Here is a 23,995-nt window from a genome sequence, read left to right as displayed (position 1 = left end):
CCTTTGTTTTGACTAATTAGTTTCAAATAAATTTTGTAAATACTCTGGTGTGAGGCTATTGTTCCAACTCCACAAGCGATGCATTGTGTAAGTGAAGGTGAAGAGGAGAGTTGTTTTGTTGGTTAATGACCAAGCATTCCAGTTGAGGGTACCCATCATGCGGCGGAGAGTACGCATCAGGTTGTTACGCTGATAATTTTGCGATCGCGTTTTGATTAGCGTGCGTCCAATTCGCATCAACCCAGTATCAGGAAAAGCCCAGACTCCAAACCCCCAGAATTTGGTCATGTGGTTGATTTCATCCTGTGCTAGTTCCTCTAGAACATCCTGGAGTGCGCCAGTGGTGTGAGCCATCAACCAAATATAAAGACAGGTTGCACCATATTCTGTGGCAATGCGGTGTAATCCGTGGCGATATAAATCTTCGTTGGCGTCATCTGTGGGGAGATAGCTTCTAACAGTCCGAAGTTTTGGGGTAATTTTCTCATCTGTTAATTGGGTGTAGATTTTGATTAATGCTGGTGTGTGCTGACGTTCTTCCTTTTCCCATAAACCAAGTTCCAGCAAGTCGCCATCTTTACCGACTGTTCCACCAACAAACCGAGCCATTTGAGGATGCAATTTTTCCAAATACTGCCGACTGGTTTGGGTATAGCCGCGAATCGGAGCTTCTGTATCCATCGCACCGATCAATATAGATAAAAATACCTCTGCGTCTAAACCGATAATTTGATTGCGGTTAATTGTTTGCCAATCAATGAGTTTCCACGGACGCGGTTGGGGATTGGCAAACTGTATCGGTAAATCTTGCAGACGCTCATGTAGTTTTTCGACTGCAATATATTTGTCTATGAGTGAACGAATGCGGCGCTGTGTTTGCAAGTAATCAGGACTGAGATAGCTTTGACCTGCTAAATCTTCTGCAATTGGGCTGAGGATGTTAAGCATATTTTTATACTTAAATTTTTATCTCTATACCCAATAGCCTAAGCGATCGCACTTCCTTTTGTCAGTCGGTTGAAGTCGGCAGTTTTATGCGATCGGGTTGCAAAAGTCGGGGAAAAAGTTGGTTACAGAAAATTTTGGTTTCAAACCTCGCCCTTCTAAGACGACTTTACAAACTTAGAAGAGAGAATTGCAGAGAATGCGGCAAAATTGTTAGAACAAGGGTAGATAAAAGTTGAGTAACAGGATAAATCATGAACGCTTATAAAACATATATCACCATTGCAGATCCAAAGCAGTTAGTATTATCTGATTTACCATTTAAAGCAGGACAGAGAGTTGAGGTGATTATTTTAACAGACGATAATCAAAGGGTTACTTTAGCAGAAGAACTAAAAAAGTTATTCAAAGAAATACAAGCAATACACGCAGATAATCCTTTAACTAATGAAGAGATAGCAGCAGAAATTGAAGCTTATAGACAGGGAGAATGAAAGTTATTATTGATACTAATATCGTAGTCTCTGCTGCTATAGCTGATAAAAATCCAGAGGCAGTGATTTTATTTTTGATTAATAATTCTGCTTTTGAGTGGGTTGTATCGGCAGAGATTATCGCAGAGTATAAGGAAGTTTTAAAGCGTCCTCGTTTAAAATTAACTGAGGCACAATACGAAAGATGGGTTTATTTAATTGATTCAGTGACAATACTAATTAATGTGGATGTGGAGGTTGATTTCCCCAGAGATAGGAAAGATGCAAAGTTTTTAGCTTGTGCTATTGCCGCAGGAGCAGATTTTTTTATTACGGGTGATGCTGATTTTAATGAAGCGCAAAGTTTGTTAAACACAACTATTATTTCTCTGTCTTTATTTAAAAGGTTAGTTTGTGATGTGAGGGAATAAGCTTCAATCTGGTAGGCTGCGTAAGATAGCGGCATAACACATAGTATAAATCTTAATACTAATGCTTTCCTTATTCTGGAAGTTCACCAAATTGTTGACGATAACGCTCAAGTTGTTTTTGCGCTAATTCAAGCTGTTCTTCTGGAGTTTGATAGCGATTTCCTTGTTGGTCATACCAATACAAAACCTGACGCTGGATATTACCAGATACGTATTGCCCTCTACCAATTCCCAAACTAATTTCTGGCATCCAAAAGGGTTCACCAATTTGCAGTTGATAGCTACCATCTACTAAGCGATAAACTTCAAAAGGTTGGTGACGGTCTCTTTGCCAATACTCTGGATTATAAATAATGTAGTACAGTACCCCTAACTTGGCATAAGTGTCTAATTTTTTGTCGTATTCTCCACCCGGAGTTAAAGAGACAATTTCTAAAGCCAAGATAGGCACAATGTTGTTTTCTTCCCAAACAACGTAACTTTTACGAGATTTATCTGCCTTACGGCGTTCTACACCTAAGCTCAAAAATCCGTCTGGGACAATCGGTACAAGTGGATTAACCCCTGTGGTATGGTAAACGCCCATATCCACGCTGAAAAACCAGTCATTCCGGTTTGCCCAAATATATTGCAGCAAGAAGAGAAGCAGGTTAGGAATAAAGTTCTGGTCTTCGTTATCCACAGGTGTATCGTCTGAACAAGGAAGTTCAGCACTGCTAGGCAATTGCCGGGGATCTGATTTCACCATAAGTAATGATGGTGCTGAGATGACCTAATGAGTTTTATTCTAGACGATTCGACGCGGACGATATACTTTAGGTAAACGTTCCAAGTTAGTGGCAATGAAGAATATTGATATTCAGCTAGATGAAGAATATGCTCAAAAGCTTGCTTACATTCAACAGGAGGCTGACCAAGATACAGTAGAGGCAATTAAATCTTTGATTGAACTGCGCTATCAACAACTTCAGCAACAAAAAACAGATCCCTTAGCTAAACTCAAGCAAAGTAAATTTATCGGCTGTTTCAAAGGAGAAACTGACTTAGCTGCTAATTCCGAAACCATTGTAAGATCGCTAATGCAAGAAAAGTATGATCGTCGCTGATACTGGCTTTTTCGTGGCACTTGGGAACCAAAACGATCAATACCATCAATTAGCACTACAAGTTTTAAATGCTCTCAATCAACCACTAGTCACTACTTACCCTGTTATTACCGAAACTTGTTACCTTCTTCTTGCTAGAGGAGGTGGTAATAATGCTCAATGTAGTTTTTTGAGAGAGGTTGCACAGGAAGCATTTGAGGTGTTTGATTTACGAAGTCACCATGTTGTACGCATAGTTGAACTCATGGAAAAATATAACGATTTGCTAATGGATATGGCAGATGCTTCTCTAGTTGTTCTCGCAGAACATCTGGGACATAGGCGAATTTTGACCGTTGATCAACGAGACTTTAATACTTACCGTTGGAATAACAGCAATCCTTTCAAGAACTTGCTGCTGAATTTTGAATAAAGTTTGCAAAAGTCGGGAAAAAAGTCGGATTTACAGAATCTTATCCGAAAACTCCAACAGCATAACTGTAAAGTGATTTATATTTGTCCCTAAAATCTGAACTACCCTTGTCGTTACACAATGGACGCTGAAGCAGCATTAGCATGGTTAGACGCCATAATTCCCCCTCAGACTGGGGAACGGTTGAGCGATTTGCAAAAAGTGATTCTTGTGCAAGTTTGGTTGGGTAGAAAATACTTGGATATTGCTCATTCTTACGGTTGTACGGAAGGACACGCCAAGGATGCTGGTTCTCAGTTATGGAAGTTGCTTTCTAAAGTATTGCGAGAAAAGATTACTAAAAGTAATTGTCGCGCTACTTTGGAGCGAGTTCTAAGAAAAACTACTGCAATATCATCCAGTCTGATTGATTACTCGCGATCGCCCCAAAATCCCACCCCAAAATTAGAGGATACCAATTTTATTGGACGAACAGAAGCGATCGCTCACCTGAATACTTTGGTAAATCAGGGATCGAAAGTCATTGTCATTCAAGGTGAGGGAGGCTTAGGCAAAACTACTCTAGCGCAGCAATATCTGCATCAGGGGTTTGACTTGGTTTTGGAACTGCTGATGGCGAAGGAAACGCAGAATATCACCCCCGCCGAACGAGTAGTAGAGGAATGGCTTAAACAAGACTTTGATCAAGAACCCGGGGTAGAATTTGGGGTGACATTGGGACGACTCAAGCGCCAACTCCACAATCGGCGGATTGGGGTGTTAATTGACAATCTCGAACCTGCATTAGCTCAACAAGGTGGATTGATTGCTTCTCACCGCAACTATGTAGAACTATTGCGGGTGTTGGCTGATGCCAGGGTGCAATCTGTTACCTTGATTACTAGTCGCGATCGCCTTTGTGAACCTGGGTTGAATGTGAATCACTATCGGCTTCCTGGTTTGGATCAAACTGCATGGCAACATTTTTTTAGCAACCGTGGGTTGGGCATCGACTTACCAACCTTGCAAATCATACATCGCACTTATGGCGGTAATGCTAAAGCAATGGGAATTCTCTGCGGTTCTATTCAGGAGGATTTTGACGGTGACATGGTTCTTTATTGGCAAGAAAATCATGCCGATCCGTTAGCAGCAACCGACTTAAAAAATTTAGCCGTTAGCCAAATTAATCGTCTGCAAGCCCTCGACCCTCAAGCTTATCGCTTGCTTTGCCGTTTGGGATGTTATCGTTACCAAGATATACCCACCATTTCATCTCAAGGGTTATTTTGTTTACTGTGGGATGTTCCAGCCGATCAACATCGCCAAATTATTGCCTCCTTAAGAAATCGGTCTTTGGTGGAGTGCGAAAAAGGTGAATATTGGTTGCATCCGGTGATTCGTGCAGAGGCGATCGCACGTTTACGCCTCACCGATGAATGGGAAATTGCCAACCACAAAGCCGCAGAGTTTTGGACAGCTAGTGTTAAACAAATCGAAACCTTTAAGGATGCTTTGCAAGCTCTGGAAGCATATTATCACTATATAGAAATTCATGAATTTGAGTTGGCGGGTAAGGTCATTTTAAAAAGTAGAAATAATCAATGGCAGCAGTTTTTGCCTCTTGGTAGTACGTTATATCGTATGGGTTTAATTCAACCGATACTTGCAGCAATTTATCGAGTTGTTAATAATCTGAACAATGACCAAAATTTCAGCGAACTTTATAATATACTGGGTGATTTATATTGGATAACAGGTAAGATTAGTCAAGCGATCGCTTGTCAAGAAAAGACTATTACACTCGCAACTCAAGCACTCAAATCACTTGTACCTCAGCCAGAAAATAAACATACAGTTTACTATTTGAGAATGCTAGAGGTAGATTCTTTATTAAGTATTGGTCTTTACAAGATAGATTTGTGGGAACTAGAGACAGCCGCAAAGTTATTTCAACAAGTGATTTACTTAGCTCAAAATACCGAGCATCATCGCTGGGCAGAGAAAGCTTCAGTTTGTTTAGCTTTGGTGTATTCTTATTTAGGTTTGCGCGATTCTTCATATCAATTAGCAGATGTAGCTTATCAAAATATTACGAAGGAAAAACTGGTAGAACAAACGGGGAGATTTGTCTATTTCATGCAAATTTTGGGTCAAACATACGTCAATTTAGGTGAATTTTCTCAGGCAAATCAGATATTTCAGCAAGCTTTTACTTTTGCTGAAGAAAGTCATTATATGCAGGTAAAAGCAAAAACACTCAATGGTCTAGCAGAAATCTATCGACAACAAACAGATTTTGCATTAGCTCTTGTTAAGCATACAGAAGCAATCGAACTTTTGGATAAAATAGGCGCTAAATGCGATCTGGCTGAAGCTTATTTTCAATTGGGTTTAACTAATCAAAGGATGTCAAAACCTAATGAAAGTCAAATAAATTTTGATCGAGCGATTCAGCTATTTACTGAAATCAAAGCACCAAAACAAGTTGAAAAAGTTTTAAAGTGTGCTAATCAAATCTGTGTCACCAGTCGCAATACTACTCGGTTAAGGATTTTAAACTCAGAATTGGGTTTGGGGAAAAGGTGAAAGGGGAAGGGTTAAAGTCTTTTCTTTGCCTTTTTCCCTTCCTCTTTTTCCCTTGTGGTGAACAGGCTTTTTTTTTGATAGCTTGTTATTCCCAAGATTGTTCGTGTACTGGATTTGCCAGCGTTGGAGTTGTTGCTGAGAGCAGCGACGGATTTGAAAAGTGAGTGTACCTGCTTTCTTAGGCCCAAATATGCGTAGGCGTAGCCCGTCGTAGACATCGCTCATCTCACATCCTTAAGCATATTTTTGAATCAAATTATACAATTTGTTTCGTGGCGATCGCTATCGACTTAAGTAGAAATTATTCTGGGCAGCAGGTGTTTTGTGTGAGCGAGACTTATAATCGTAGAAATCTACTAAGTGCTGAGTACCGTTAGCGGTAGCGGGGCATTTAGCACTTAAAAATGAATTGGGTTAAGTTAGATTTATCTTGTCAAACGAGAAATTATTATGTCTTCTGCTCAAGATTTAGGAATAATTTTAGAAGACACACCAGAAGATGTTATATTTCCTCCTGGTGATTTATACAGTGATGAACCACCTTTGGAAACAGAACTTCACTTGCGGCAAATACTGCTGTTGATTCAGTGTTTGGAATGGTTGTGGCAGGAACGTCAAGATTTTTACGCTTGCGGTAACATGACGATTTATTACAGTCCGCGTCAACGCAAGTCTGAGCAATTTAGAGGCCCCGATTTCTTTGTAGTTTTAAATACCCAACGCAAAACACGCAAAAGCTGGGTAGTTTGGGAAGAAGATGGCAAATACCCAAATGTGATTGTAGAGATTCTTTCTGACAAAACAGCTGCTACTGATAGAGGGTTGAAAAAGGAAATCTATCAAGATATTTGGCGGACTCCTGATTATTTTTGGTTTGACCCGGTAAGTTTAGAATTTAAAGGATTTCATTTACTAGATGGCCGTTATCAAGAACTGCAAGCAAATGAAGCTGGTTGGTTATGGAGTCAGCAATTACAGTTATATTTGGGAGTTTATCAATCGAAGTTGCGCTTTTTCACTCCCGATGGACAACTAACGCCCACGCCAGAAGAAGTAGCACACCAAGAACAGCAACAGCGTCAACAAGCCGAGCAGCAACGCGAACAAGCCGAGCAGCAACTTGCTCAAATGGAGTCCATGCTTGCTCGCTATCGGGAAAGATTTGGTGAATTACCAGAGTAATACCAATTCAAAATTCAAAATTCAAAAGTAAATTATGGATGGAGAAGAGTTGAGAAGAAGATATGCTGCTGGGGAAAGAGATTTTAGCGGTCTCAATCTCAGTGGTATTAATATCAGCGGCTCCGAACCAATGGAAGATGTTTTTATTAATATTGACTTGAGTGGAATCAATTTGAGTGGAGCCAACTTGACTGATACTATCTTGGCTGGTGCTGATCTTACTGGTGCCAATTTGAGTAACGCCAATCTGAACTAGTGCCAACTTGGGTCAGTGCAAATTGATTCGTGCTAATTTGAGTGGAGCCAATTTGACTAAAGCTTGCTTGGATGTTGTTGAATTCATGGATACTGACATGAGTGGTGCTGAATTGCGATCCGCTTCTATCACCCAAACTTGGCTGGGTAACACCAATATGAATGGTGCCAAGCATGTGAGTAATGTTGACTGGACTGGTACTCGCGTCAGAGGTCTTGTTTTGGAAGATGGAAGTGTCCTCAACGACGATCACGACTGGTGACACCATTGTTAGTTGAGAATTCGCCAACAGGGACGCATTCAATCCTAAATTTTGAAAATCAGTAACATCCATTTCAAAATTATACAATTACATCCATCCGCCAACTTCCGCATCAGTCAAGGGTTTCTCTAACTTACTATATTCTGTTTGAGCCGCCCGCAATACGTGTTTCATCTGCACTGGTTCCCCAGCATCGGCAGCCAAAAAAGCGGCATTTAAAGCAATATTACGGATATTACCCCCAGCAACATTTAGCCGTGCAAGTTGCAGAGCATCTAAATCTGCGGTTGGGGTTTCGGTTGGAAAGACACGCCGCCAAATTTCAGCTCGTTGCATAGTATCGGGGAAGGGGAACTGCACCACAAAGCGAATCCGCCGCAAAAAAGCTGTATCAATTGCACTCTTCAAGTTCGTAGTCAAGACTGCTAAACCTGGGTAACTTTCCATCCGTTGCAATAGATAACTAACTTCAATATTGGCATAGCGATCGCGCGCATCTTTAACTTCACTCCGTTTACCAAATAAAGCGTCGGCTTCATCAAATAACAAAATCACTCCACCTTGTTCTGCGGCATCAAATACTCGGCGCAAATTCTTCTCTGTCTCGCCAATATATTTGCTGACTACCGATGATAGGTCAATCCGATAGAGGTCGAGGCGCAATTTATGGGCCAGTACTTCTGCTCCCAAGGTTTTACCAGTGCCGCTACTACCTGCAAATAGGGCGCTGATTCCCAATCCCCTAGCACTCTTGCCCCCAAAACCCCAATTGTTATATACAGTACTACGTTGGCGCACATGAGCCGCAATTTCCCGGAGAACTTGTTTCTGCGCCTCTGGCAATACTAAGTCATCCCAATCCCCAGATGGCTCAATCCGTTGGGCGAGTTCATCTAAGCGCGGACGTGCTTGCACGCGGCAGGCATCCCATAAAATGCTAGCGATATCGGTTTCTGGTGTTTGTGCCAACTGTCCTGTGGCTTCTGCACAAGCAGCGCGAATGGTTGCAGCACTGAGGTTAAACTGATCCACTAAGGTTTTGACTTGCCCATTCATTTGCGATGCACTCGCCCCTAGCGCATCTTGCCAAACTGCACCTTGTTCTTTGCTAGTTGGTTGATGTACGTCAAAATTAACTACTAGGCGTTGTGATAAGCCGATCCGTTCCCGACTTGTGACTATTAAAAAGCCCTTTGTGCGTTCGATGAAACGAGCGATCGCATTCAGCCGTGCTGTATCATTAATATCCAGTTCGTTGCAGTCTATGAGTAAGGCACTCTTACTTAAAATTGTCTCGCGAGTCCACAAGCGGATGAGATTATCCAACTCGCTAGGTGCTAAAGGAATGACTTGTGCGGGCATTACCCACAAGTTTAAACCCTGAAGTTGACAAATTGTGGCGGCAATGGCACGTTTACTAGCAGTTTCACCACTAGATAACTGGACAATTGGCAGACTATTAACCTTGGAAGCTTGCGCCCAAACTGCTGCTATTCGCTCTGCCAAATCTTGGTGCGAGGGAACTAAATCGCTAACCTCTGGTAATGGCTCAATGATGCCAGCTAGCCGTTCGTCAAGATATTGGATACCTGTGAGATAATGTAAAATCCGCTCATCAATTCTCACGGGACTGAGAGTTAGGGCATGACCATCACCAATTTGAATTAACCGCCAATGACGTAAGGGAGCATTTGGAGCGATCGCATCCCAGTGGACGTTAGGTAAAGCTGCCAAAGCTAAACCCAAAGTTGGGTAAGCTCGTTGTGAATCGCCGTGAACTATAGCACACAATTTGGCAAAATCTCCATTTAATTCCATACCTGCACACAACAGCAACAAATCGCGTTCAAAGGATGAGAGGCGAAACATTTTGCAGACTCTCTCCAGTGCTGATGGTGCAGGCATAGCAGCAGCGGCTTCCTGTAACGCCTGCTGTAAATGCTCTTGGTGGTTCTCTTCAGGTTGATTTTGCTCTTTTGCCGTGTGATTTTCTAAAATACCACGCACCACGGCGAGAGCTGCTGATAGGTAGCGGTAGTTTGCCTGATCCCAATTGTGATTAATTGTCGTAGCATTCATAAAATTGTCACCTGTGGCGAATCATATTCCCCTAACTCATTCTTTTGCAGTGGACTTTCGGCGCCATCTACCCGCACTCGGACAATATAAGTTCCTGGTTTGACATTTTTGACCGGAATCGCGATCGCATCAGTGTCTTGGGTAGGTGGTGCAGCCAAGAAAGAGTAAGCTACCGGATTATCACCTGATACCTCATTGAGTAGCAAAACTACCCGCTGTTCCTTACCGACTTTCGGCTGGAATTTAACGGTAATTTCTGCTGTGCGTAAATTGTCGCCGCTATTTTCCACTTGAGTGACGAATGCTGTAATTGTTGGATGTAAGACAAAAGCCGCAACGTTTGATTCAACTAGATGATTCGTTTGGTCTACATTGCCCATTGTCAAATGTACAACTTGGACACCCTGTATGCTTGCGTATAAATCTGGCGGGACTAACAAGCTGATTTGCGTTTCTTTTACTTCTTGAGGTACTAGTAATGTCTCCGTATTACCAAAACGAATTCGTGTGATCTCACCGCGTAACCGTTTACCACGAATTACTAATGTTGTACCTGCAACAATCATTTGTTCGGCTTTAGCTGAAGCTATAACTTGCTCTATATTCGGTTGAGACAAGGGCATCATGTAAAAACTTTCAGACTTGTCATTGCTACTCTCAATCAATACCATTGATGCCAGATAAGTAGCTGAAGGTCGATAGTGTGTTTGTAAAGCAGACCATAACTTAGAAGTTTCTTCCATGTTAAAAAACTCTGGAGTCAATTTGATCTGCCCAATTTGTTCAGCTAAAGCGGATACAGACACACTTGCTACAGCTTGCGAAAAAGCACTTGAGGTATTGGTTGTAGATGCATTTATCAAAGTATTTTCAATAATATCAGATGTGATAGCTGGTGTTTTGTGTAATAAATGCATTGCATAGCCGAGTAAAAGCTCTGCCTGAAAATCCTTGGCTCCGTAAGCTGTGAGTAAGTAATGGAGATCAAGAGCTAGTGGTGGAGTCTGAGAGCGTGGGTTTCCATTAATCCGTGAGTGCCTGCTCCGAAATTCTTGAGATACCCAATCGACATTGCGATTCTGCGTCACTTGATAGAGAAAAAGGTTGATTTGGGCACGCTCATCAGCTTCAACTGAAATTCGATCCGGCGGTAGGGCAGTTACAATCACATCACCAACACTAGCAGCGATCGGATCACTGACTAAACCATTTTCCAGCAAGACTTTTAGTACTGCTGTCACTGCGGCTATAGAGAGCACATTACTCATCCTGATTCCTCATGGCAATAGCACATATTAATCATGTACGCCAGAGTACATTAATAGAATATATTTTGCAAAACTTTAAGTATTTTGTAGCAAAGACTATCAGCACGGCAGACAAAAGCGCATTGTTAACTATTAGTATAGTACGGCGTAAATCCACCTAGCATTTCAATTTAAAAGACTCGGTAACGATCAAAATCACCTGGTTAAAACTCAGCAAGTTTTCGCTGAAAGCTACCTGACGTACTTGAACAGTAGTACTTTCAAAACATCCTTTCAATTAAGACTTTAAATAATTAAAACTAAAGTCCCTATGACTACTAACCCCGTTCCTAAAATGATTTTCCAGCTTAACGTTTCTCCCAAAAAAATGACTGAAAATAATAAAACTAATACCAAGCTTGATTTATCAATTGGTGCAACAAGAGAAGCTTTTCCGGCTTGTAAGGCTTGAAAGTAAAAAATCCATGATAACCCTGTAGATACTCCAGATAATAATAAGAAAATCATGGTTTTTTGGGATATAGCTAAGATATTAACTACGTTTCCCTGAAAAAGTACAATCCCCCAAGCAACTACTAAGATCACAACAGTTCGGATTGCTGTTGCTAAATTAGAATTCACATTTTCTATCCCAATTTTGGCAAAGATAGTTGTCAATGCTGCAAAGCCAGCTGACAATAATGCATATATCCACCATGTTGTGGTGTTGCTTCCCATCTTAGCCTCCTGATTCACTAGTCAAAATTAGCAGTGTCATTTAAGAAGAGTGTTAAATTCAATTACTCATCTGTCAAGTTTTACTTGCTAGGTGCGTAGTTTACGCTTGCCCGTTTCACTCTCTTTGTCACTCAGCACTACTGAAGCTGACGACTCTCGTCGAACTTGCGCTAACTTAATATCAGGAACAAATTTAAACTGCTATAGGTCTTAATTTTAAAATTTTATCAAATTTATCACATTACTTTAAGTTATTAATATGTTAAGCTGAGTATAATTAGATAATTACTAGTAGCATATATTACTAATATTCATCTAAGTTATGAAGCAATTAATATTTGTAATACTAGCAATATCTCTGACTAAAAGTTAACACTTAAAGTAAAGTAACTAGGATGGGTTGCCTCAGATGAAATCCCCACCTTCTTCAAATTCTTGGAATGGTCGCTTTGTAGGTGATAATCAGCGATACCGTTTAGACAGACGGTTAGGCGGGGGTGGCATGGGAGAAGTCTTCCTAGCAACGGATACCCGTGTTGGTCAGCAGGTAGCGTTGAAGTTGCTCAAAGATACGCTAGTGGCATCACTCGAAATGAGAAAGCGTTTTGAGCGCGAGGTGGCTGTTTGTGCTGCTTTGCAAAGTGACCACATTGTTAAAATTAGTGATTGTGGTGTAACCCCGGAAGGTTTTCCATTTTACGTCATGGAATTTTTGCGGGGGCAAACGCTTAGACAATTACTCCTGCGCGAAAAGCGTCTGTCTGTTGAGCGGACGGTGAAGATTATGGCGCAAGTTTGTAAAGGTTTACAGCTTGCCCATCAAGGAGTGACTCTCCAACGGGATGGCGGCAAAACCACTGAACATATTCAGGTAGTTCATCGCGACCTGAAGCCAGATAATATATTTTTGATCTCGACAGATTTGGGAGAGTGGGTGAAGGTTTTAGATTTTGGTGTTGCCAAAATTCGGAGTGAATCTTCAGAAAATTCCAATATTACAAATATAACTAGTACATTTATCGGTACATTTCGTTATGCACCGCCTGAACAAATCCAAAGCGATCAAAATTTGGATGCTAGAGGTGATATTTACAGCTTAGGGATTATCCTTTATGAAATGCTGAGTGCCGCCGACCCCTTTGGGATCAGCATTAAGGGTAGTCATGTGAGTGAGGCTTCTTGGGTATTAGCTCATGCTTATGAGCCACCAAAACCACTGCGCGAGCAACCAGGGTGTGAGCATTTACCCGTACAATTAGAAGCCGTGGTGATGAAATGCCTCCACAAGAACCCAGCAAACCGATTTGCAACCGTAGAAGAACTAAATCGGGCTTTGCAAGCTGCTGCCAAATTTGCCACAGAATCTAGTGTACCCGGACAAATTACTGGGCGATCGCAACCTGCTTCTAATCAAGGTTCAAATCACGAAACTGTTCCCAGACAATCAAACGACGATACCGTTATTCGCCCTCCATCTGGTTTCCATCAAGGTTCAAATCACGAAACTGTTCCGAGACAATCAAACGACGATACTGTTATTCGCCCTCCATCTGGTTTCCATCAAGGTTCAAATCACGAAACTGTTCCGAGACAATCGAACGACGATACTGTTATTCGCCCTCCATCTGGTTTCAATCAAGGTTCAAATCACGAAACTGTTCCGAGGCCATTTAACCCAGTTGAACAAAATCCACAAAGTCCTGGGAATAATCCGAACGCCAGCAAACCTGATGTGACGTTGTATCAACCACGACCAGGAGCTAATCAAGGCGGGCAACAAGTACCACCAGATAAGACGTTGTTTCAACCGCGACCAGGAGTTAATCAAGGTGGACAACAAGTGTCACCAGATAAGACGTTGTTTCAGCCGCGACCAGGAGTTAATCAAGGTGGACAACAAGTGTCACCAGATAAGACGTTGTTTCAGCCGCGACCAGTATCTAATCAAAGTAGACCACCAGTGCAACCAGATGTGACGTTGTATCAGCCACGACCTGCGTCTAATCAACGTCGACCACAAGCGCGAACAGATGACACTATTTACCAACCAAGGCTAAGTGAGCAGCTAACTACGAGAATTACTCCCAATTTCTTGCGAATCGTAGGGGTGGTGTTGGCTATTGGGCTGACTTTAGCAGTAGTAACCTATATATATACCCAATTGCAATCTGGTAAACAGCCAAGCAACCAGCAAAATTTACCTAATAACGACCAGCGCATTTAGAACTAATCAGCATTGCTGTGCCCTATAATTCATCCCAAACCACGGGAAAGGAATAATCTGAAAATGGCGAGAAATCACGGTTTTCGCTGCGGGTTTCTTCATCCAGAACTTTGACAACTTTGTTATAAATGTCTTGTGCTTGTTGGGGGGAATCACCGATGCTGGTTAATCCCACCTTGCCAAACTGCGAAAGGCAACCCATAAGATGAAACACTGTACCAGTTTCTGTACCACTGTCAAAGTGCAGTCTGTGGTGAGCAATGATATCCATCAAATCATTAGGTAATAATCCCTGATAGCGCTCTTTTTGCAAATTATCAGTAGCAATGTAATATTTTGGACGACCTTGTTGACTATAAAATAAACCTGTGGAAAGGTCATAGCGACCGTTTGTTAATAATTTCAGGGTCATGAATGGATGAGTTGTACCACCTTTACGCAGGTTAATTTCGATCGCCTGAATATCCCAGTCTCCATTACCCTTGTCAACGGCGATAAAATCTACACCAAACCGCTCTAAAGTACCTTTTTCTGCTAGTTTTCTGCCAACTTGAAGTCCCAATTGTTGTAATTGCAATCGATATCTTTCATCAGCAGGAAACCTGCAACCAAGATAAATCTGACCGTCTGGGCCGCCGAGAATTTGGTCGTGAGTTGAAAGGATTTCCACTTCACCTTGGGGCGTGATCCGTCCTTGGACGCTGGGCGATCGCTTAATTTCCCCTTCCACGAATGCTTCAGCGATTGCCCCTAACTCAGGCATTTTTCCCAAAAAACTATCCCAAGTTTCTTGTTTTGCTTGAAAGCGCATCGTTGATAAGCGATCGCTAATTGCTGCTATCCTTTCGGCATGAGTACCAGTGTTTGGTGCTAAATTCTCAATCGGTCTGAGATCCAACAATGCATTCCCCTCTCCAGAAATGCCCTCGTTAAGTTTTACTACTACCCGTTTTAATGTTGGTTGCCGTTCCCACAAATCAACGGTAGCTTCTGCCAAATCTGTATGGTTCCAAACTTTTTCGCTGCCATCTGGATGCGGTACTTCGCTTTCCTTGAAGATTTCCCGACTGCCACTTTTTGTTCCCCAAATCTGTAAATCTGGTGCAGCCGCATACAGTGGTACACCCAATTTTAAAGACAATTCGCCTTCCCAGTGCGAAGAGTTGTAGCAGATCATAAATGATTTGTCTAGCCTCAAAGATTTCTGAATCCGCTCTAGCAAGCGTGGGCGTTCTAAAATCTTTTGGCTCAAAGGCTTAAAAGAGGAATCGTAAGTAGAAAGTAACAGCAAGCGATTGCGAGCATGAGAAAAGGGAATTCCTGGCAACAATTGCAGATAATAATCAATGATACTCGGATGCAGTGGTACTGATGTTACATAAATCAGTCGAGTTCGGGGATTCCGCAACCGAATTAAAGAAAATAGTAATCTTTCTTCATAATGTTCGCAGCCTTCGATCTTTTGGAGTTCTCCCTGGTCAAGACTCAAGGAGGGAATAATTAAAATATCCGCTTCGCTATTGTCAAATAGTTCGCTCGTTTTCCAGCGATCGCGCAGGGTTAATTGTAAGTGGCGAAACTTTTCAACCTGTTCTAACTCGGAAATATTTAATGTTGCCATAACCCATGCCCTCTAATGATCTCAATGTAGCGCACCACGCACCCTTTTGGAGGATGTATAGTCGCCGTGTCAAGATTCAGGTAGTTTTGTAAAAATTTTCCGGAAGTCCGCAAGGATCAATCAAACTATAGCTACCCGCAAATCGCCGACTTCTTTAATTTCTTTTCCGTCTAAAGGTTGAGCTAATTGCAGCTTACTTTACCTCTTGGGGGCGATAAAGTACAGCAATATAATAGTTAACTTGAAAGCAGGTGAAAAAGAGAAACTTTTCATCATATCGGAGTTGTGTACTTACTTTCATGTTCAAGCATCAGGATAAATAATCTGATTTGCCTACAGTTGCTAGAAAGAAGTAAGTTTGGCAAACATCCAGGATAGAAATGCCTAAAATTGCAAATGGCTAGTGAAAGTCAAAGCAAAAAATAAACCTTGGGTTGAATTTTCGATCCAAGGTTTAGTTATGAAATAGGGAATAAGAGAGATGAGAAAGATGGAGTATAGCTAATTCTCAATGCTCAATTCTCCATTGACAATGCCCAATTCAATATTGAATTACCAAGGTAAAACAGATGGCTAAATCAAAAGAACCAAAAGAGAAAAAAGAACAAAAATTGCAACCGCCACAGCAACAAGAAGCACCAGGTGTTGAATCAGAAATGACACCAAAACCCAAAGCTGATGATGCTCAGTATCGGGGTAGCGGCAAGTTACAAGATAAAGTAGCATTGATTACGGGTGCAGATAGTGGAATTGGTCGTGCTGTTGCGATCGCATTTGCAAAAGAAGGTGCAGATGTGGCTATTCTTTACCTTAATGAACACGATGATGCCAAAGAAACAAAACATTTGGTAGAAAAACAAGGGCGTCGTGCAGTAACCATCGCAGGTGATATTGGCAATGAAACTTTTTGTCAGCAAGCCATACAACAAACAGTTGGTGAGTTTGGCAAACTCGATATTCTCGTCAACAACGCTGCTGAACAACATCCGAAAGAAAGTATTGAAGAAATCACTGAAGAGCAACTAGAGCGAACTTTCCGCACTAATATTTTCTCGATGTTTTTCATGACTAAGGCTGCACTAAAGCATCTACAAGCAGGCAGTGCTATCATCAATACCACATCGGTAACAGCTTATAAAGGTAGTCCACAACTACTAGATTACTCTTCTACAAAAGGTGCGATCGTTGCTTTCACTCGCTCCTTATCAAAAAATTTGGTATCCAAAGGAATTAGGGTTAATGCTGTCGCGCCAGGGCCAATTTGGACACCTTTAATTCCCTCAACTTTTCCCGAAGAGAAAGTTGAAACTTTTGGCAAACAAGTACCAATGGAACGAGCCGGACAACCAGAAGAAGTTGCTCCTAGCTACGTATATTTAGCTTCGGATGATGCTTCTTATGTCTCTGGACAAGTGTTACATGTCAATGGTGGAGATGTTGTGAATGGGTAAGTGAAAAATTCAGTCATTAGTCATTAGTCATTAGTCATTGGTCATTGGTTATTCACTTTGAATAAAGGATTAATGACTAATGATAAAAAAATAATTACTTCTAATTATACCCTGATGGTCTTCCATTGGAGGGATGAGTAAATGTGGGAATATTGATAGTCTATCTAGCAGCAAACATTTAAGAAATAATAACTACGTCTATGGCATCTCCTACACCACTAAATGGCAGAGAACTAGTAGATTGTGCTAGAGCAAATGCCCAGCAAGGAATTGAAACTGCTGCTTATCAATGTGGCTATGGTCAAGACCTCAACAAATTTGCCAGAGAACTTAGACAAGCTTGTGAAGACATGAATTTACAAGTGAAGGAACTTAGCGGATTGATTACTGACCAAGACATGATCCTGCAATTGGGTACTGGTGAAATTGTTGCTCCAGATACAGAATCAGAATTGTAAAAGTTAGGTTAGTCATTTGTCCTTTGTCCTTTGTCATTTGTAGTGTGTTATTCACTAATGACTAATGACTAATGACTAATGACTCTTTTCATAACTTTAAAATTACCCGCGCTAAATTGAAGTAAATCAAAACACCTACAACATCAACTGCTGTGGTGATGAATGGTGCTGACATTAATGCCGGATCTAAACGCAGATAGCGAAATAGAAATGGCAGTGCTGAACCGGATATCGAAGCCAAAATAGAAATAGCTACCAGACTAGTGCCTACAGCGATCGCTACTTCTACTCGTCCTTGCAGAAAATAAGCCCAGACAGTAGCGATCGTACCTAACATTCCTCCCAATAATGCCCCAGCGATCGCTTCCCGGCCGATTACCTGCAATGCACCAAGCGATCGGATTTCATCGGTGTTCATCCCGCGAATCACCACTGTGGAAGATTGAGCGCCTACATTACCCCCAGTACCAGTCAACAAGGGAATAAAGGCCGTCAGTGTCACCACTTTTGCTAAAATGTCTTCTTGCGACTTAATAATTGTTCCTGTGACGGTATTGGTTATAAGTAAGACTAATAACCAGACAACCCGCTTCCGAGCAATTTCTAGCAAATTCATTTGAAAATAATTGTCGCCCCCCGACTGCACACCACCACCCAAGGCATAAATATCCTCAGTGGTTTCTTGTTGCAGAATATCAATTACATCATCTACCGTAACAATACCTACTAGAAGCTGTTCTCTATCTACCACAGGCACAGCCAAAAAATCATATCTTTGGATTAATCTTGCAACTTCTTCCTGGTCTGTATCAGTGTAGACAAACACCACATCACGGGTCATAATCTCGCCAATAATTTGCTCAGGCTGAGACGTTACTAATTCTCGCAACGATACAATCCCCGTCAAGCGCCTTGCCGCATCCATGACATAAAGATAATAAATCATCTCACTGGCATTAGCTAAGTTGCGAATTCGCTCTAGAGCTTGAGATACTGTAAAGTTTTCTTTCAGCGAGATTAGCTCTAGGGTCATGATTCGCCCAGCTGTATCAGCTTCATAACCCAATAGTTGGGCTGTAGCTTGACGTTCTGCTGGACTCAGTTGTTCTAATAAGTGATTGACGACTTTTGCCGGTAATTCATCAAATAACCTAGCTCGGTCATCCGGCGACATTTGATCGACAATATCGCGGACTTCCTGGCTTTTAAGTTCTTCAATTAACCGTTCTTGAACACTGTAGTCGAGATATTCATAAACTTCGATCGCCTCATCCTTAGAAAGCAAGCGAAAAGCCAAAGCGTGCATCGCTTCTGGCAAACCCTCAATTGCCTCGGCGATATCCGCAGGCTGCACGGGTACGAGAATAGATTTTGCTCCCTGCAAGTCTCCTGCTTCCAGGAGCATTTGCAGCTGAGTCCGCACTAAATCTCGCAATTCCCTGCGTGAGAGATTCTGGATGGTAGAGTTTAAATTGTTTGTCTCAGTCAAAATCCACTTTCCTCAGCCAGTTTGAACAAGGTTGCTGCCCCTAGTCTAGGGGAAAGTGGGAATGTGCAACGTCAAACTTGAAATTTTTCTGACTTGGCGTAAATTGAAAACTTTTGTAAATGAACGAAAGAGTAGGGTTTCGGACGCTAACAATTCTTTGCGTTCAGCAATATCGCGGCGTCTCGTAAAGCCTGCGACATAGCAGCTTCGCTTAGTGCGTAGCCTTTTGCAAATAAGAGAAACTGTTGCGTAGCCATCCATTAAGTAAGTAGGTGCTAAAAAACACAACTAGAAGGGTAAAGGTTAAGGGTAAAAGGGAAAAACCTTTACCCTTTAACCTTTTCCCTTTACCCATACAAAACTTTGTATAGTTCGGTTTAATTGTGCCAACCTACTTAGCAGGATAATCGAACCATAGCAAGGTTACTCAAAAAGTACGATTATTTCTTAAATTCTAGTAGATTGTGTTCCCCAGCTTAAATGCATAAATGGTGAGGCTCTTGCAAAAGCTTTTGCTCCACTGATTTTAGGTTACAGCGGTTCTCAGTTGAGTGAGGTACAAAAACCCCACCCCCAACCCCCTCCCCGCAAGCGAGGCTACGGTGTACACACAAGTCGTGAAATTCCACCTGACACTTGGTTTCGTCCTCTAGCAGTAGGATTGTGCGATCGCTCTGAAAGTCTGTCATTGCGTTCGCGTAGCGTCTCGTAGAGAGGAGAAACGACGAAGCAATCGCTTTAACTCACGGGATTATGTGATTACTTCGCTCCGTTATCACTGCGCTCGTAATGACTATTTTTGGGGTCTATAACGCCTGAAACCCTTTCAGATAGTACTTGTGTGTACACCGTAGCGCAAGCGAGGAGGGGAATATGATGTACCTCATGTGATTAGTAAACGCTATATTACTATGATTTCTGCTGGTTCCGCTAAGAAAGATATAAAGTAATACTCAAGATAAAGTATAAATAAACATTAATTCTTCAAATCTTTAAATATTAAAATTTTTCTTTACCCAACTTTTATTTAGTTAATAAATATGTAGAAAAAGCACGTTAAATTATCCGGTAATTTGGCAATTTTTATTTAATCCTCATCAAAACTTTTATATTCCTTTAAAAAAGGATGTATCAATGTGAATATTTAAACAAAGTCTCCTACAAAACATAGACATAACACCGCAATCTATTGTCAAATATGTAGAAGCAAAAAAATACTTAGGTAGTGTGTGTAAAGTTATTTTGTATGACTATTACGTATGCATCTGCTTTTTTTGTGCATCCTTTGCCTCAAGGAATATGCATCTGCGCATCAATGGAATTTGAGTCTCTCAAGAACTCAACAATTTGCTCAGAGAAAACAAATAATAATATGTTCTTCAACTAATTATTCATAATTAGCAATTACTAAACATATATTTATAGGTAAATCAATGATTAGCTTATCAATATATTTATATCAAGCTTTATGATGCATTCTTTGTTGAAATATTCAATGTAAAACTAATTTTGTAGCATTAACTATGACATCAAATCAAAACTTATCAACATCGGTAAGTCCAGTAATTACTACTAAATCATCTCTAGAAAGCATTGACCAAGGACAAAGCAGCATTTCTGCTCGGTCTAGCCTACTCTCTCAAGGAGATGGACTCAAAGCAGAGTATTACGACAACATCGACTTCACCAACCTCAAGCAAACTCGCATAGATCCGACGGTGAACTTTAACTGGGGCGCTGGTTCTCCAGATCCGTCGATTGCTGTAGATACCTTCTCAGTGCGCTGGACAGGTAAGGTAGAAGCCAAGTACAGCGAAACTTATAACTTCTACACCACTAGTGATGATGGTGTGCGACTGTGGGTAAATGGTCAACAAATCATCAATAAGTTTGTCGATCAACCTGCAACAGCATACAGTGGCTCAATCGCCCTGGTTGCGGGTGAAAAATACGATATTAAACTTGAGTACTACGAAAATAAATCCAATGCCGTTTCTCAACTGGCTTGGTCAAGCACTTCTCAGGCGAAGGAAATCATTCCTCAGTCCCAACTATATAGTATCGGCACATCTAATAGTGGCAACGGACTCAAAGCAGAGTATTACGACAACATCGACTTCACCAACCTCAAGCAAACTCGCATAGATCCGACGGTGAACTTTAACTGGGGCGCTGGTTCTCCAGATCCGTCGATTGCTGTAGATACCTTCTCAGTGCGCTGGACAGGTAAGGTAGAAGCCAAGTACAGCGAAACTTATAACTTCTACACCACTAGTGATGATGGTGTGCGACTGTGGGTAAATGGTCAACAAATCATCAATAAGTTTGTCGATCAACCTGCAACAGCATACAGTGGCTCAATCGCCCTGGTTGCGGGTGAAAAATACGATATTAAACTTGAGTACTACGAAAATAAATCCAATGCCGTTTCTCAACTGGCTTGGTCAAGCACTTCTCAGGCTAAGGAAATCATTCCTCAGTCCCAACTGTATAGTAATATCAGCACACCTAGTAGTGGCAATGGACTCAAAGCAGAGTACTACGACAACATCGACTTCACCAACTTGAAGGTAACTACTACAAATCCGACGGTGAACTTTAATTGGGGCGCTGATTCTCCCGCTCCGTCGATTGATGCAGATACCTTCTCAGCGCGCTGGACAGGTCAGGTAGAAGCCAAGTACAGCGAAACTTATAACTTTTACACTACTGCTGATGATGCTGTGCGACTGTGGGTGAATGGTCAACAAATCATCGATAAGTTTATCGATCAACCTGCCACCGAATCCAGTGGCTCGATCGCATTGGTTGCAGGTCAAAAGTACGATATTAAACTTGAGTACTATGAAAATAAAGGCAATGCCGTTTCTCAACTGCGTTGGTCAAGCGCCTCTCAGGTGAAGGAAATCATTCCTCAGTCTCAACTTTATTCACCATTTCTTCAGACCACCATCACCTTAGGCTCGTCTTCGATGACTCTGAACGAAGACAGTGATAGTATTACCGTTAAATTAATTAGAACTGGAGATTTAAGTGGTACATCTTCAATCAAGTATGCAACTATAGCTAATACTGCGACAAAAGGAGTTGACTATGGGAGTGAAGGCGTTGAAAGTGCTGGAATACTTACCTTTGCGCCGGGACAAAGCAGCACGCAGGTATCCATTCCGATCAATGATGATTCCTTGATAGAAGGAGATGAAACCTTTAATTTTGTCATCGATCAGGCAGACGGAGCAACACTAGGACTGCAAAGAACTCTCGCAATTACAATTCAAGACAACGATCGCTCTGGCCTCGATTTCAGTCAGCCAGTAGTTAATGAGGGTGACGGGACTGCTAAGGTGATAGTTACACGGGGCAACGCTTCGGCGGCGGCTAGCGTGAACTACACAACCCTAGATGGGACTGCTAAAGCTGGATCTGACTACCAGGCTGTATCTGGAAGCTTGAGTTTTGCAGCCGGACAAACCAGCAACACCATTGTTATCCCCATTCTTAATGACAACGTTCAGGAATCAAATGAAACATTTACTTTAAAGTTCAGTAACCCAGTTGGAGTGCAGCTAACTAATCAAGAAACAAGTATCAGTCTTATTGATAATGACTCTGGTAACTTTGCTTTAGATACGGTAGTTTCTGGTTTGACTCAACCCACAGCTTTTGAATGGGCACCTGATGGTAACAGCATGTTCATTGCCCAGAAAAATGGGGTAGTGCGAGTCATGAAAAACGGTACCTTATTATCAACACCATTTACTGATATTCGCGGACAGGTAAATGATACGCGCGATCGCGGTCTGTTAAGCATTGCTGTACATCCAGATTTTGGCAAAAGTCCAAACGGCAACAACTATGTTTACCTGTTGTATACCTACGATCCACCAGAAACTAGCCTAAACAATCCCAAGAACAATCCCAACAGCACATTAGACGATCCCGATCAGAATGGAAATCGTACTGCACGGCTAAGTCGCTTTGAAGCTGATCCCAACACTAATTACACTACTGCGATCGCTGGCAGCGAAGTTGTACTACTCGGCACAAATGGCACTTGGGCGAATATTATCAAGCCAGATGGAAATAGTACAAATGTCACACTTGGCTATGCACCATCAGGAATTCTCAACAAAGATACTGGTAAGCCGTTTACCAGCTTGCAAGATTATCTCAATAATCTCGATAAAGTCCAAAATGTCCAGAACTTTATAGCCAATGATAGCGAATCTCACTCAGTTGGTTCTGTGCGTTTTGGTACTGATGGTTCTCTGTTTGTGAGCTTAGGAGATGGTACTTCCTACAATGGGATAGACCCCAGAGCAATTCGCGTTCAGGATGTTAATAACCTGTCCGGCAAGATCCTGCGGATTGATGCGATTACAGGTCAAGGCTTATCAAGTAATCCTTTCTACAATGGCGATCTCAATAGCAATAGTTCCAAAGTTTATAGCTTAGGTCTGCGTAACCCCTTCCGTTTCACAATTGATCAAAAGACCAATACCCCCGTAGTTGGTGATGTTGGCTTCGTTAGTTGGGAAGAGGTGAATGTCGCAAAACCAGGAGCGAACTTTGGCTGGCCGTTCTATGAAGGAGGACTTGACGCCAATGGCAATACTACCAGTCTGAAACAATCAGGCTATTCTAATCTAGATGCAGCGAAAGATTTCTATAGTAGTGGTAAAGCTGTTACAGCACCAGTTTACACCTACAAACATACTGGTTCTAATTCGATCGTCATGGGTGACTTTTACACAGGTAATACTTTCCCTTCAATCTATGAAGGTGCCTTATTCGTTGGTGATTTCAGTCTAGGAACTATTGATGCTGTAAAATTCGATAGTCAGGGCAAACTTGTCTCAGTTAAGCGGTTTGCTTCCCAAACAGATAGACCTAATTTAGGGTTAACTGCACAAATTACCACTGGAAAGGATGGTAATCTCTATTACGCCAACTTGACCGGAGGGCAGATTAATCGCTTCCGACCTGTTTAGATAACAGTTATCAGTTATCAGTTATCAGTTATCAGTGAACAGTTGTCTGACTGTTCACTGAT

Annotated in this window: 21 protein-coding genes; 13 read left to right on the top strand and 8 right to left on the bottom strand. The window is 41.7% G+C overall.

Features of this window, described 5'->3' with window-relative positions; translation table 11 throughout:
- Nucleotides 1-12 precede the first annotated feature (12 nt).
- Nucleotides 13-948, bottom strand: a complete 936-nt coding sequence (locus RMY27_RS07765; protein WP_322661942.1) for a ferritin-like domain-containing protein — start codon at nucleotides 946-948, stop codon at nucleotides 13-15.
- 251 nt (nucleotides 949-1,199) lie between these two features.
- Between RMY27_RS07765 and RMY27_RS07760 the strand changes: the two genes are divergently transcribed.
- Both RMY27_RS07760 and RMY27_RS07755 read left to right on the top strand, forming a co-directional pair.
- Entirely contained in the window at nucleotides 1,200-1,439 is a 240-nt protein-coding gene (locus RMY27_RS07760) for a hypothetical protein (RefSeq protein ID WP_322661940.1), read from the top strand.
- The gene (locus RMY27_RS07755) at nucleotides 1,436-1,849 is read left to right on the top strand and encodes a putative toxin-antitoxin system toxin component, PIN family (RefSeq protein WP_322661939.1); all 414 of its coding nucleotides are present in this window, start codon (nucleotides 1,436-1,438) and stop codon (nucleotides 1,847-1,849) included. Before RMY27_RS07760 ends, RMY27_RS07755 begins: the two co-directional genes overlap by 4 nt.
- 70 nt (nucleotides 1,850-1,919) lie before the next feature.
- On the opposite strand, the gene RMY27_RS07750 is transcribed toward RMY27_RS07755, so the two are convergent.
- Nucleotides 1,920-2,597 carry a Uma2 family endonuclease gene (locus RMY27_RS07750; protein ID WP_322661937.1) on the bottom strand — a complete coding sequence of 226 codons (678 nt, stop codon included), beginning with the start codon at nucleotides 2,595-2,597 and terminating at the stop codon, nucleotides 1,920-1,922.
- 94 nt (nucleotides 2,598-2,691) lie between these two features.
- On the opposite strand from RMY27_RS07750, the gene RMY27_RS07745 reads away from it, so the two are divergent.
- The 3 genes from RMY27_RS07745 (at nucleotide 2,692) to RMY27_RS07735 (ending at nucleotide 5,935) form a co-directional block, all read left to right on the top strand.
- Nucleotides 2,692-2,955, top strand: a complete 264-nt coding sequence (locus RMY27_RS07745) for a CopG family transcriptional regulator (protein ID WP_322661935.1) — start codon at nucleotides 2,692-2,694, stop codon at nucleotides 2,953-2,955.
- A complete protein-coding gene (locus tag RMY27_RS07740) occupies nucleotides 2,942-3,367 on the top strand; it encodes a type II toxin-antitoxin system VapC family toxin (protein WP_322661933.1) in 426 nt (141 codons plus the stop codon). Before RMY27_RS07745 ends, RMY27_RS07740 begins: the two co-directional genes overlap by 14 nt.
- 120 nt (nucleotides 3,368-3,487) lie before the next feature.
- The gene (locus RMY27_RS07735; protein ID WP_322661931.1) at nucleotides 3,488-5,935 is read left to right on the top strand and encodes a tetratricopeptide repeat protein; all 2,448 of its coding nucleotides are present in this window, start codon (nucleotides 3,488-3,490) and stop codon (nucleotides 5,933-5,935) included.
- On the opposite strand, the gene RMY27_RS07730 is transcribed toward RMY27_RS07735, so the two are convergent.
- A complete protein-coding gene (locus tag RMY27_RS07730; RefSeq protein ID WP_322661929.1) occupies nucleotides 5,909-6,160 on the bottom strand; it encodes a hypothetical protein in 252 nt (83 codons plus the stop codon). The two genes, RMY27_RS07735 and RMY27_RS07730, sit on opposite strands and share 27 nt — an antisense overlap.
- A gap of 225 nt (nucleotides 6,161-6,385) precedes the next feature.
- Between RMY27_RS07730 and RMY27_RS07725 the strand changes: the two genes are divergently transcribed.
- The 3 genes from RMY27_RS07725 to RMY27_RS07715 are packed head-to-tail and all read left to right on the top strand — an operon-like array spanning nucleotide 6,386 to nucleotide 7,635.
- A complete protein-coding gene (locus RMY27_RS07725) occupies nucleotides 6,386-7,117 on the top strand; it encodes a Uma2 family endonuclease (protein WP_322661927.1) in 732 nt (243 codons plus the stop codon).
- 34 nt (nucleotides 7,118-7,151) lie between these two features.
- Nucleotides 7,152-7,373, top strand: coding sequence for a pentapeptide repeat-containing protein (locus tag RMY27_RS07720; RefSeq protein WP_322661925.1), 222 nt, complete (start codon nucleotides 7,152-7,154; stop codon nucleotides 7,371-7,373).
- 7 nt (nucleotides 7,374-7,380) lie between these two features.
- Nucleotides 7,381-7,635 carry a pentapeptide repeat-containing protein gene (locus tag RMY27_RS07715; RefSeq protein WP_322661923.1) on the top strand — a complete coding sequence of 85 codons (255 nt, stop codon included), beginning with the start codon at nucleotides 7,381-7,383 and terminating at the stop codon, nucleotides 7,633-7,635.
- A gap of 87 nt (nucleotides 7,636-7,722) precedes the next feature.
- Here the strand turns inward: RMY27_RS07715 and RMY27_RS07710 are convergent, their stop codons facing one another.
- The 3 genes from RMY27_RS07710 to RMY27_RS07700 all read right to left on the bottom strand — a co-directional run bounded on the left by RMY27_RS07710 (nucleotide 7,723) and on the right by RMY27_RS07700 (nucleotide 11,699).
- Complete coding sequence (locus RMY27_RS07710) at nucleotides 7,723-9,714, bottom strand: ATP-binding protein (protein WP_322661921.1); 1,992 nt, start codon at nucleotides 9,712-9,714, stop codon at nucleotides 7,723-7,725.
- Entirely contained in the window at nucleotides 9,711-10,982 is a 1,272-nt protein-coding gene (locus RMY27_RS07705; RefSeq protein WP_322661919.1) for a DUF4255 domain-containing protein, read from the bottom strand. The genes RMY27_RS07710 and RMY27_RS07705 overlap by 4 nt, the downstream gene beginning before the upstream one ends.
- Before the next feature lie 285 nt (nucleotides 10,983-11,267).
- On the bottom strand, nucleotides 11,268-11,699 hold the full coding sequence (locus RMY27_RS07700) for an EamA family transporter (protein ID WP_322661917.1): 432 nt from the start codon (nucleotides 11,697-11,699) through the stop codon (nucleotides 11,268-11,270).
- Nucleotides 11,700-12,108: 409 nt separating this feature from the next.
- On the opposite strand from RMY27_RS07700, the gene RMY27_RS07695 reads away from it, so the two are divergent.
- Complete coding sequence (locus RMY27_RS07695) at nucleotides 12,109-13,923, top strand: protein kinase domain-containing protein (RefSeq protein ID WP_322661915.1); 1,815 nt, start codon at nucleotides 12,109-12,111, stop codon at nucleotides 13,921-13,923.
- Nucleotides 13,924-13,945: 22 nt separating this feature from the next.
- On the opposite strand, the gene RMY27_RS07690 is transcribed toward RMY27_RS07695, so the two are convergent.
- Entirely contained in the window at nucleotides 13,946-15,544 is a 1,599-nt protein-coding gene (locus tag RMY27_RS07690; RefSeq protein ID WP_322661913.1) for a peptide ligase PGM1-related protein, read from the bottom strand.
- 569 nt (nucleotides 15,545-16,113) lie between these two features.
- Here RMY27_RS07690 and RMY27_RS07685 point away from each other — a divergent pair.
- Both RMY27_RS07685 and RMY27_RS07680 read left to right on the top strand, forming a co-directional pair.
- A complete protein-coding gene (locus RMY27_RS07685) occupies nucleotides 16,114-16,995 on the top strand; it encodes an SDR family oxidoreductase (protein ID WP_322661911.1) in 882 nt (293 codons plus the stop codon).
- Nucleotides 16,996-17,195: 200 nt separating this feature from the next.
- Nucleotides 17,196-17,453: a hypothetical protein gene (locus tag RMY27_RS07680; protein ID WP_094352695.1), complete on the top strand. Its 258-nt coding sequence runs from the start codon at nucleotides 17,196-17,198 to the stop codon at nucleotides 17,451-17,453.
- Between the two features lie 88 nt (nucleotides 17,454-17,541).
- Here RMY27_RS07680 and mgtE read toward each other — a convergent pair whose 3' ends face one another.
- Nucleotides 17,542-18,942: a magnesium transporter gene (gene mgtE, locus RMY27_RS07675; RefSeq protein ID WP_322661908.1), complete on the bottom strand. Its 1,401-nt coding sequence runs from the start codon at nucleotides 18,940-18,942 to the stop codon at nucleotides 17,542-17,544.
- A gap of 547 nt (nucleotides 18,943-19,489) precedes the next feature.
- Here mgtE and RMY27_RS07670 point away from each other — a divergent pair.
- A complete protein-coding gene (locus RMY27_RS07670) occupies nucleotides 19,490-19,654 on the top strand; it encodes a hypothetical protein (RefSeq protein WP_322661905.1) in 165 nt (54 codons plus the stop codon).
- An 811-nt stretch (nucleotides 19,655-20,465) separates the two neighbouring features.
- Entirely contained in the window at nucleotides 20,466-23,933 is a 3,468-nt protein-coding gene (locus RMY27_RS07665; protein ID WP_322661904.1) for a PA14 domain-containing protein, read from the top strand.
- Nucleotides 23,934-23,995: the final 62 nt, after the last annotated feature.

It is taken from the genome of Nostoc sp. DedQUE09 (genome assembly GCF_034530915.1).
Classification (GTDB): Bacteria; Cyanobacteriota; Cyanobacteriia; order Cyanobacteriales; family Nostocaceae; genus Nostoc.
Note: the sequence above shows the minus strand (reverse complement) of the source record. Positions and strands in the feature narration are given on the sequence as shown.

Coding starts and splice junctions, on each gene's coding strand:
- RMY27_RS07765 (WP_322661942.1), bottom strand. CDS start 948: ATGCTTAACATCCTCAGCCCAATTGCAGAAGATTTAGCAGGTCAAAGC.
- RMY27_RS07760 (WP_322661940.1), top strand. CDS start 1,200: ATGAACGCTTATAAAACATATATCACCATTGCAGATCCAAAGCAGTTA.
- RMY27_RS07755 (WP_322661939.1), top strand. CDS start 1,436: ATGAAAGTTATTATTGATACTAATATCGTAGTCTCTGCTGCTATAGCT.
- RMY27_RS07750 (WP_322661937.1), bottom strand. CDS start 2,597: ATGGTGAAATCAGATCCCCGGCAATTGCCTAGCAGTGCTGAACTTCCT.
- RMY27_RS07745 (WP_322661935.1), top strand. CDS start 2,692: ATGAAGAATATTGATATTCAGCTAGATGAAGAATATGCTCAAAAGCTT.
- RMY27_RS07740 (WP_322661933.1), top strand. CDS start 2,942: ATGATCGTCGCTGATACTGGCTTTTTCGTGGCACTTGGGAACCAAAAC.
- RMY27_RS07735 (WP_322661931.1), top strand. CDS start 3,488: ATGGACGCTGAAGCAGCATTAGCATGGTTAGACGCCATAATTCCCCCT.
- RMY27_RS07730 (WP_322661929.1), bottom strand. CDS start 6,160: ATGAGCGATGTCTACGACGGGCTACGCCTACGCATATTTGGGCCTAAG.
- RMY27_RS07725 (WP_322661927.1), top strand. CDS start 6,386: ATGTCTTCTGCTCAAGATTTAGGAATAATTTTAGAAGACACACCAGAA.
- RMY27_RS07720 (WP_322661925.1), top strand. CDS start 7,152: ATGGATGGAGAAGAGTTGAGAAGAAGATATGCTGCTGGGGAAAGAGAT.
- RMY27_RS07710 (WP_322661921.1), bottom strand. CDS start 9,714: ATGAATGCTACGACAATTAATCACAATTGGGATCAGGCAAACTACCGC.
- RMY27_RS07705 (WP_322661919.1), bottom strand. CDS start 10,982: ATGAGTAATGTGCTCTCTATAGCCGCAGTGACAGCAGTACTAAAAGTC.
- RMY27_RS07700 (WP_322661917.1), bottom strand. CDS start 11,699: ATGGGAAGCAACACCACAACATGGTGGATATATGCATTATTGTCAGCT.
- RMY27_RS07695 (WP_322661915.1), top strand. CDS start 12,109: ATGAAATCCCCACCTTCTTCAAATTCTTGGAATGGTCGCTTTGTAGGT.
- RMY27_RS07690 (WP_322661913.1), bottom strand. CDS start 15,544: ATGGCAACATTAAATATTTCCGAGTTAGAACAGGTTGAAAAGTTTCGC.
- RMY27_RS07685 (WP_322661911.1), top strand. CDS start 16,114: ATGGCTAAATCAAAAGAACCAAAAGAGAAAAAAGAACAAAAATTGCAA.
- RMY27_RS07680 (WP_094352695.1), top strand. CDS start 17,196: ATGGCATCTCCTACACCACTAAATGGCAGAGAACTAGTAGATTGTGCT.
- RMY27_RS07665 (WP_322661904.1), top strand. CDS start 20,466: ATGACATCAAATCAAAACTTATCAACATCGGTAAGTCCAGTAATTACT.